This window comes from Streptomyces tricolor (genome assembly GCF_002155905.1).
Taxonomy (GTDB): domain Bacteria; phylum Actinomycetota; class Actinomycetes; order Streptomycetales; family Streptomycetaceae; genus Streptomyces; species Streptomyces tricolor.
This window is the reverse complement of sequence record NZ_MUMF01000265.1, coordinates 1-7,899: the sequence shown is the minus strand read 5'-3', so window position 1 is coordinate 7,899 and position 7,899 is coordinate 1. Positions and strand designations below refer to the sequence as shown.

Annotated in this window: 5 protein-coding genes; 2 read left to right on the top strand and 3 right to left on the bottom strand. The window is 70.8% G+C overall.

Going from position 1 to position 7,899, the window contains the following annotated elements; all coding sequences use genetic code 11:
* Nucleotides 1–567 precede the first annotated feature (567 nt).
* Nucleotides 568–1,575: a stage II sporulation protein M gene (locus tag CCN44_RS19760; RefSeq protein WP_086698446.1), complete on the bottom strand. Its 1,008-nt coding sequence runs from the start codon at nt 1,573–1,575 to the stop codon at nt 568–570.
* A 153-nt stretch (nt 1,576–1,728) separates the two neighbouring features.
* On the opposite strand from CCN44_RS19760, the gene CCN44_RS19755 reads away from it, so the two are divergent.
* Nucleotides 1,729–2,793, top strand: coding sequence for an RDD family protein (locus tag CCN44_RS19755; protein ID WP_208639800.1), 1,065 nt, complete (start codon nt 1,729–1,731; stop codon nt 2,791–2,793).
* 55 nt (nt 2,794–2,848) lie between these two features.
* Here the strand turns inward: CCN44_RS19755 and CCN44_RS19750 are convergent, their stop codons facing one another.
* Nucleotides 2,849–3,463 (bottom strand): hypothetical protein, encoded by a 615-nt coding sequence (locus CCN44_RS19750; protein WP_059251161.1) that lies wholly within the window; start codon nt 3,461–3,463, stop codon nt 2,849–2,851.
* Between the two features lie 184 nt (nt 3,464–3,647).
* Nucleotides 3,648–5,105 carry an adenosylhomocysteinase gene (ahcY, locus tag CCN44_RS19745; protein ID WP_059251159.1) on the bottom strand — a complete coding sequence of 486 codons (1,458 nt, stop codon included), beginning with the start codon at nt 5,103–5,105 and terminating at the stop codon, nt 3,648–3,650.
* 457 nt (nt 5,106–5,562) lie between these two features.
* Here ahcY and CCN44_RS19735 point away from each other — a divergent pair, with 457 nt between their 5' ends.
* Nucleotides 5,563–7,686 (top strand): fructose-specific PTS transporter subunit EIIC, encoded by a 2,124-nt coding sequence (locus CCN44_RS19735; RefSeq protein ID WP_414820508.1) that lies wholly within the window; start codon nt 5,563–5,565, stop codon nt 7,684–7,686.
* Nucleotides 7,687–7,899 lie beyond the last annotated feature (213 nt).

Here is a 7,899-nt window from a genome sequence, read left to right as displayed (position 1 = left end):
TGTTTACCGGTGATCCGGTGACACATCACGAGAGCGGAACATCGGGAGGAATAGTCCCGACGTTCACAGCGTCCTCGCTGTGTTTTTTCAAAGGAACCTCGACCATCGGATTGTTCCGACGGGCGGGGTATCAACATATCTGGCGTTGACTTTTGGCACGCTGTTGAGTTCTCAAGGAACGGTCGCTTCCTTTGTACTCACCCTCTCGGGCTTTCCTCCGGGCGCTTCCCTTCGGTGTTTCCGACTCTATCAGATCTTTTCTCGATCCGATTTCCTCGGCGCTTTCCAGGTTCCCGCTCTCGCGTTTCCCTTTCCGGCGGTTCCGACTTTATCAGAAGTTCTCAGCCGGTCTGACCGGCCGCTCACTTCTGAGTAATCGGGGGGTGCTTCTCGGAATGTCGTTTCCGACTCCTGAGGAAGCTCATAGATTCTATCGTCTGCCCGGTGGATCTGTCCACTTCCAGGCAACTGTTAAAATCTACCTCCCCACTCCCTCCGTGTCAACGGCTCTCGCGGGGCGAAGAGGAGACTAGCAGCTCACAGGGGCCGAGTGCACATCGGCGGGGCTCAGGCGGCCGTGGGTACCGAGGCGCTGCGGTCCACCGCCTCTAGATCGCCGGTCTCGCCCGCGCGTGCCGCGCGTCCGCCCAGGACGTAGACGTAGGCCAGGAATGCCAGCTCGGCCGCGACCCCGATGGCGATTCGGGCCCAGGTGGGCAGGCCGGAGGGGGTGACGAAGCCTTCGATGGCGCCGGAGACGAACAGGACCAGGGCGAGGCCGATCGCCATGCCGACGGCGGCTCGTCCCTCTTCCGCGAGGGCGGCGCGCCGGGTGCGCGGGCCGGGGTCGATCAGGGTCCAGCCGAGCCGCAGGCCGGTGCCGGCGGCGACGAAGACCGCGGTCAGTTCGAGCAGACCGTGCGGGAGGACCAGGCCGAGGAAGGTGTCGAGGCGGCCGGCCGAGGACATGAGGCCGAAGCCGACACCGAGGTTCAGCATGTTCTGGAACAGGATCCAGAGGACAGGCAGCCCCAGGAAGACGCCCAGAACCAGGCACATCGCCGCAGCCTGAGCGTTGTTCGTCCACACCTGGGCGGCGAAGGAGGCCGCGGGATGGCTGGAGTAGTAGGTCTCGTACTCGCCGCCGGGGCGGGTCAGCTCGCGCAGTTGGCTGGGTGCCGCGATGGACGACTGCACCTCGGGGTGGGTGCCGATCCACCAGCCCAGGAGGACGGCGACGGCGGTGGAGGCGAGTGCCGTGGGTACCCACCAGTGGCGGGCTCGGTAGACGGCGGCCGGGAAACCCTGGCCCAGGAAGCGCGTGACGTCACGCCATGAGGCGCGGCGGGTGCCGGCGACGGCGCTGCGCGCGCGTGCGACGAGCTGACTGAGCCGTCCGGTCAGCTGCGGGTCCGGTGCGCTGGACTGGATGAGCGACAGGTGGGTGGCGGTGCGCTGATAGAGGGCGACGAGTTCGTCCGCTTCGGCGCCGGTGAGCCGGCGCCGGCGGCGGAGCAGCGCATCCAGCCGGTCCCATTCGGCTCGGTGTACGGAGACGAAGACGTCCAGGTCCATGGGGTCTGCCTGCTCCTCGGCTGGTCGTCCACGGCTCGGCGTGGTCGTCGTGGATGCTCGTCGCTGCTGTCAGCTTGTCGTACTGCGGCGCGATGCGCTCACAGCTTGGCAGACTTGCGGTTCAGGGGGCAGACCAGGGAAGGACGGGCGGGCGTGAGTGAGCTGGTGACGGGCGAGGCGGTGGCGCTCGAACTGCGGCCCGCGAAGCTGCCGAGCAGGGCGCTGGCCGTGTTGGTCGACCTGGTGGTCGCGATGGTGGCGTACCTCGTCGTGATCATGGTGCTGGTGGCGTCGACGGCTTCGCTGGACCAGGCCGCGCAGATGGCGCTGTCGATCGCGACGTTTCTGCTGGTGCTGGTCGGCGGGCCGATAGCCGTCGAGACGCTCAGTCACGGGCGCTCGCTGGGGAAGCTGGCGTTCGGGCTGCGGGTGGTGCGGGACGACGGGGGGCCGATCCGCTTCCGGCACGCGCTGGTGCGGGGCGCGATCGGGGTGGTCGAGATTCTGATGACGTTCGGGGTGGTGGCCTGTATCGCCTCGCTGGTCTCGGCGCGGGGGCGGCGGCTCGGGGACGTGTTCGCGGGCACCCTCGTCGTGCGCGAGCGGATACCGGCCGGGCGGACCGGGTTCGTCCCGCCTCCGCCGCCCTGGCTCGCGGGGCGGTTCTCCGGACTGGACCTGTCAGCGGTTCCGGACGGGCTGTGGCTTGCCGTCCGGCAGTACCTGACCCGGATGCAGCAGCTCGATCCGCAGGTCTCGGCGGGGATGGCGCAGCGGCTTGCGGCCGATCTCGCGGAGCGTACGGGTGCGCCGGTGCCGCACGATCTGCCGCCGGCGGCGTTTCTCGCGGCCGTGGTGCACGAGCGGCAGTCCCGTGAGGTCCGGCAGGCCTTCGGCCACGGCGGTGTGGCGTCCGGCGGCTTCGCCCCACCCGTGGCGCAGGCAAGTGCCCCGGTCTCGTATCCGGTTCAGGCCGCGTATCCCGTTCAGGCTGCGTATCCGGCTCAGAGCGCGTATCCGGTCCAGGCCGCCTATCCGGCTCAGGCCTCGTATCCGTCACCGCCTCAAAGTCCGTATCGGTCCGGGCCCTCGCCCGTTCCGACCGCCCCGGCTCGGGAACCGGCCGCGCAGCCGCCGGCCCCTGTCGCTCCCTCGTCCGTGCCGGGGGACGAGCCTCGGGGTGACCGGCCGGCCACGGGGTTCGTGCCGCCGGCGTAGCCCGCCGGGGAGCAGGCGGTGCCCGCGGCCTCCGGGGCCGAGGGGTGTGCCGGGGTCAGTCGAAGCGCGAGGGCGGCGACTGGAGGTCCTCCAGCTCGATCCCGGGCGCGGCCAGGACGACGTCGCCGGCGATGTGGACGGTGTGCTGCTCGCCCGTGTCCAGGGCTGTGACCTGGTATTCGTCCACGGTCAGGGGTCCGTTGTCAGTGGCGTGTGCTTCGCTGTTCACCAGAGCCCAGGACTGGTCCACGGTACGGGGGGCGAGGACGGGGTCGGTGAAGGCCACGAGGCGTACCCGGGTCGCGGCGGACGAGGGGGTGAGGCGCAGCAGTCGGGCAGTGGCGACGAGAAACGCGGGGGACGTGCCGGTGAAGGCGTGGGCGCGCACATTGCCTTCGGTGGCATGCAGGCCGGTGGGGTCGGTGCGGACCCAGGTGACGCCGTCGAGCGCGGCGCCGCGCACCTGCCAGTCGCCCGCGTGGAGTTCGAGGCGGATGGGACGGCCGAGGTCGTCCAGGGCCAGGTCGACCGAGCCGCGGTGATCGCCGGCGGGGCCGGTCAGCCGGGAGACGTAGCGCCAGCCGGACGGGCCGGGGGCGCACTGGAAGTGTTCTTCTGCGAGGGGGGTGTGATCGTGCGGATCGTGGAGCGAATAGCGGCCGCGGGGCATGCGGGGTCCTGGGTCGTGACGGGCTGGTCCGGCCGGAAGCCATAGGTCGGGACCATCGGGGGGCCGATGGGGCAGGCCCCCGGCACGGGGGTGCGGGGGCCTGCCTCGGAGGACCTGCTGCCGGGTGAGTGCGTCGGTGCACCGGCGCACTCACCCGGCAGGCCGGGCCATTGGGATCGCCGGCTCAGTAGCGGTAGTGGTCCGGCTTGAACGGGCCGTCGACCTCCACGCCGATGTACGCGGCCTGCTCGGGGCGGAGCTTGGTGAGCTTGACACCGAGCGCGTCCAGGTGGAGGCGGGCGACCTTCTCGTCGAGGTGCTTGGGCAGCACGTAGACGCCGATCGGGTACGCGTCGGGCTTGGTGAACAGCTCGATCTGGGCCAGGGTCTGGTCCGCGAAGGAGTTGGACATCACGAACGACGGGTGACCGGTGGCGTTGCCCAGGTTCAGCAGGCGGCCCTCGGACAGCACGATGATCTTCTTGCCGTCGGGGAAGGTCCAGGTGTGGACCTGCGGCTTGACCTCGTCCTTGACGATGCCCGGGATCTTGGCGAGGCCCGCCATGTCGATCTCGTTGTCGAAGTGGCCGATGTTGCCGACGATCGCCTGGTGCTTCATCTTCGCCATGTCCGACGCGAGGATGATGTCCTTGTTGCCGGTCGTGGTGATGAAGATGTCAGCGGTCTCGACGACCTCGTCCAGGGTGGTGACCTGGTAGCCGTCCATCGCCGCCTGCAGGGCGCAGATCGGGTCGATCTCGGTGACGATCACACGGGCGCCCTGGCCGCGCAGGGACTCGGCGCAGCCCTTGCCCACGTCGCCGTAGCCGCAGACGACGGCGGTCTTGCCGCCGATCAGGACGTCGGTGGCGCGGTTGATGCCGTCGATCAGGGAGTGACGGCAGCCGTACTTGTTGTCGAACTTCGACTTGGTGACGGCGTCGTTGACGTTGATCGCCGGGAAGAGGAGGACGCCGTCGCGCTGCATCTCGTACAGGCGGTGGACGCCCGTGGTGGTCTCCTCGGTGACACCGCGGATCTCCGAGGCCAGCTGGGTCCACTTCTGGGGGTTCTCGCCCAGGGTGCGGTGCAGCAGCTGGAGGATGACGCGGTGCTCGTCGGACTCGGCGGTCTCCAGGGCGGGGACCTCACCGGCCTTCTCGTACTCGACGCCCTTGTGGACGAGGAGGGTGGCGTCGCCGCCGTCGTCCAGAATCATGTTCGGGCCGCCGGTGGGGCTGTCCGGCCAGGTCAGCGCCTGCTCGGTGCACCACCAGTACTCCTCCAGGGTCTCGCCCTTCCAGGCGAAGACCGGGACGCCCTGCGGGTTGTCGGGCGTGCCGTTCGGGCCGACGGCGATGGCGGCGGCGGCGTGGTCCTGGGTGGAGAAGATGTTGCAGGAGGCCCAGCGGACCTGAGCGCCGAGGGCGACCAGGGTCTCGATGAGCACGGCGGTCTGCACGGTCATGTGCAGCGAGCCGGTGATGCGGGCGCCGGCGAGGGGCTGGGCCTCGGCGTACTCCTTGCGGATCGCCATCAGGCCGGGCATCTCGTGCTCGGCGAGGGTGATCTCCTTGCGGCCGAACTCGGCCAGCGAGAGGTCGGCGACCTTGAAGTCCTGTCGGTTCTCGACAGTCGTCATTGCGAGCTGCTCCTCGGGGTTGGGGCGAGGTGGGTACGGCTGGTCTGCGCGGCGGCGGACACAGGGGTGCCCGAGAAGAGGACACAGGCATGCCCACGTGCGCGCAGCGCAGTCCGTCGGAGGCCCTCTCTCCCTCGGTCGGTCCGCGCGGGACCGCCCGACCGCCATCAGCAGCGACGTCTGGCTCCGTCCCAAGCTACACCGGACGGCCGGGTCGGCCCCAGTCCGCCTGGGCATTCCCGGGGGCGCTTTCCGGGCGGTCGGGGCGGCGGGTGTGGGTGCCGGCGGTTGTGCGGAATCCGTGGAACCGGTACCGGCAGACCGGGGCGGACGTGGACTTTTGCGTCTTTGAGCGGGAGGTGGGGTGGTGCAGGATGCAGGTGGACCGGGAGTTCCGGTTCCGCTCGCGGGGTGTCCGGGACGACATCCCGCGCGAGGAAAGCGTGAGGAGATCGACGTGACCAGTCCGGCCGGGCCGCCCGCCATGGGTGGCCGCGACGACGAGCGGCGGCCGCTGCGGCTGCTGGCGGTGACCGCCTGCCCGACCGGCATCGCGCACACCTATATGGCGGCGGAGAAGCTCGCGCAGGCCGCCGCCGGCCGCGGCATCGAGATGAAGGTGGAGACGCAAGGATCCATCGGGGCCGAGAACGTGCTCGATGACAACGATGTCAGACATGCGGACGGCGTGATCGTCGCCGCCGACAAGGACGTCGACCTGAGCCGCTTCGTGGGGAAGCGGGTGCTCAAGGTCGGGGTCGCCGAGGGGATCCACCACCCCGAGCAGCTGATCGAGCGGGTGCGGTCGGCGCCCGTGCACGGGGCGGACGGCACCGCCTCCGGTTCCGCGGCGGACGCGCCGGGCGGGGGCAAGGAGCGGGGGACGGTGTACAAGGCGCTGATGAACGGCGTGTCGTACATGATCCCGTTCGTGGTGGTCGGCGGTCTGCTGATCGCGGTGTCGCTGGCGCTCGGCGGCCATGCCACGGCCAAGGGCTATGTGATCCCGGAGGGCACCTTCTGGGCGCATGTGAACGCGGTCGGCGGGATCGGGTTCCAGCTGATGATCCCGATCCTGTCCGGCTACATCGCCTATGCCATAGCCGACCGGCCCGCGCTGGTGCCGGGCATGATCGGCGGCTGGATCGCCAACACGGGGGCGCTGTACGACTCCGAGGCCGGCGCGGGCTTCATCGGGGCGATCGTGACCGGGTTCCTCGCCGGGTATCTGGTGCTGTGGATCAAGAAGGTCCGGGTGCCGAAGTTCGTGCAGCCGATCATGCCGATCATCGTGATCCCGATCGTGGCGACGACGGCGCTCGGGCTGTTCTTCATCTACGTCGTCGGCAAGCCGATCTCGTGGGTGTTCGAGCATCTGACGAACTGGCTGGGCGGGATGACCGGCACCAGCGCGGTGCTGCTCGGCGCGGTCCTCGGCCTGATGATCGCGTTCGACATGGGCGGGCCGGTCAACAAGACGGCGTTCCTGTTCGGCGCGGGGCTCATCGCGAGCGGCAACCAGACGGTGATGGGCATGTGCGCGGCGGCGATCCCGGTGATGCCGCTCGGCCAGGGCCTGGCCACGCTGATCCGCCGGCGGCTCTACACCGAGCAGGAGCGGGAGACGGGTCTCGCGGCCCTGTTCATGGGCTGCTTCGGTATCTCGGAGGGCGCGATCCCGTTCGCTGCGGCGCGGCCGGCTCAGGTCATCCCGGCCAACATGCTCGGCGGCGCGGTGGCCGGCGCGGTCGCGGGGCTGGCCGGGGTGAAGGACGCGGTGCCGCACGGCGGGCCGGTCGTGGCGGTGCTGGGCGCGGTGAGCGGGGTGCCGATGTTCTTCGTGGCCGTGGCGGTCGGCACGGTGGTGACGGCGCTGACGACGGTGGCACTGGTCGACATGAGCGGGCGCCGGGGGCGTGCGGAAGCCGTCGGCGAGGGTTCCGGTGCGGCCGGGCCGGTCCTGGCCGGCGCGGGTGCCGGGGCGGTGGTACCCGGGCCGGCCGGGCGGGAGCTGTCGCCGGTCGGGGCCGCCGCCGTCAAGGAGACGGCGGTTCCGGGTCCGGGCGGCCGGAGTGCGACGGCCGAGGCCGGCGCGGTGGAGGAGACGGCCGGGGACGGCGGGCCCGAGGTGTTGTCCGGGCACCTGACCGAGCGGACCGTGCGGGTGGCGCTCGGGGCGGCGGAGAAGGAAGCCGCGATCCGGGAGATGGCGGAGCTGCTGGCGCGCAGTGGCCGGGTCGCGGATGTGGCCGAGCTGGTGGCGACCGCGCTGCGGCGCGAGGAGCAGGGGAGCACCGGGCTCGGCGAGGAGATCGCGATCCCGCACGCCAAGACGGACGCGGTGACGGAGCCGGTCGTCGGCTTCGCGCGGTCGGCGGAGGGCGTCGAGTGGGGGTCGCTGGACGGTACGAAGGCCCGGCTGATCTTCATGATCGCCGTACCGGAGGCCGCCGCGGGCGACGAGCATCTGCGGATCCTCGCGCTGTTGTCCCGCAAGCTGATGGACGCGGGCTTCCGGGAGCGGCTGCTCGCGGCGCCGGACGAGCGGGCGGTGCTGGCCGTGCTGGCCGAGGTCGGGTGAGCCGGCCGGTCTGACGGGCCACCGGTTTCCGTGCGGGTCTCTGCGCGGGCCGCGCGGAAACCCACCGAGCAAAGCGCACCGGCCGGAGCAGGGGGCGTACAGCTGGGCCTGCCCTCAGCGGCGTCGGGCCGGGGGCGTCGCCCTGGTGGGTGGTACGGCGGCGGACGGCCTCCGCTGTGCCGGCGGCGTCGTGGCCGGCACAGCGGAGGCCGT

Coding starts and splice junctions, on each gene's coding strand:
- CCN44_RS19760 (WP_086698446.1), bottom strand. CDS start 1,575: ATGGACCTGGACGTCTTCGTCTCCGTACACCGAGCCGAATGGGACCGG.
- CCN44_RS19750 (WP_059251161.1), bottom strand. CDS start 3,463: ATGCCCCGCGGCCGCTATTCGCTCCACGATCCGCACGATCACACCCCC.
- ahcY (WP_059251159.1), bottom strand. CDS start 5,105: ATGACGACTGTCGAGAACCGACAGGACTTCAAGGTCGCCGACCTCTCG.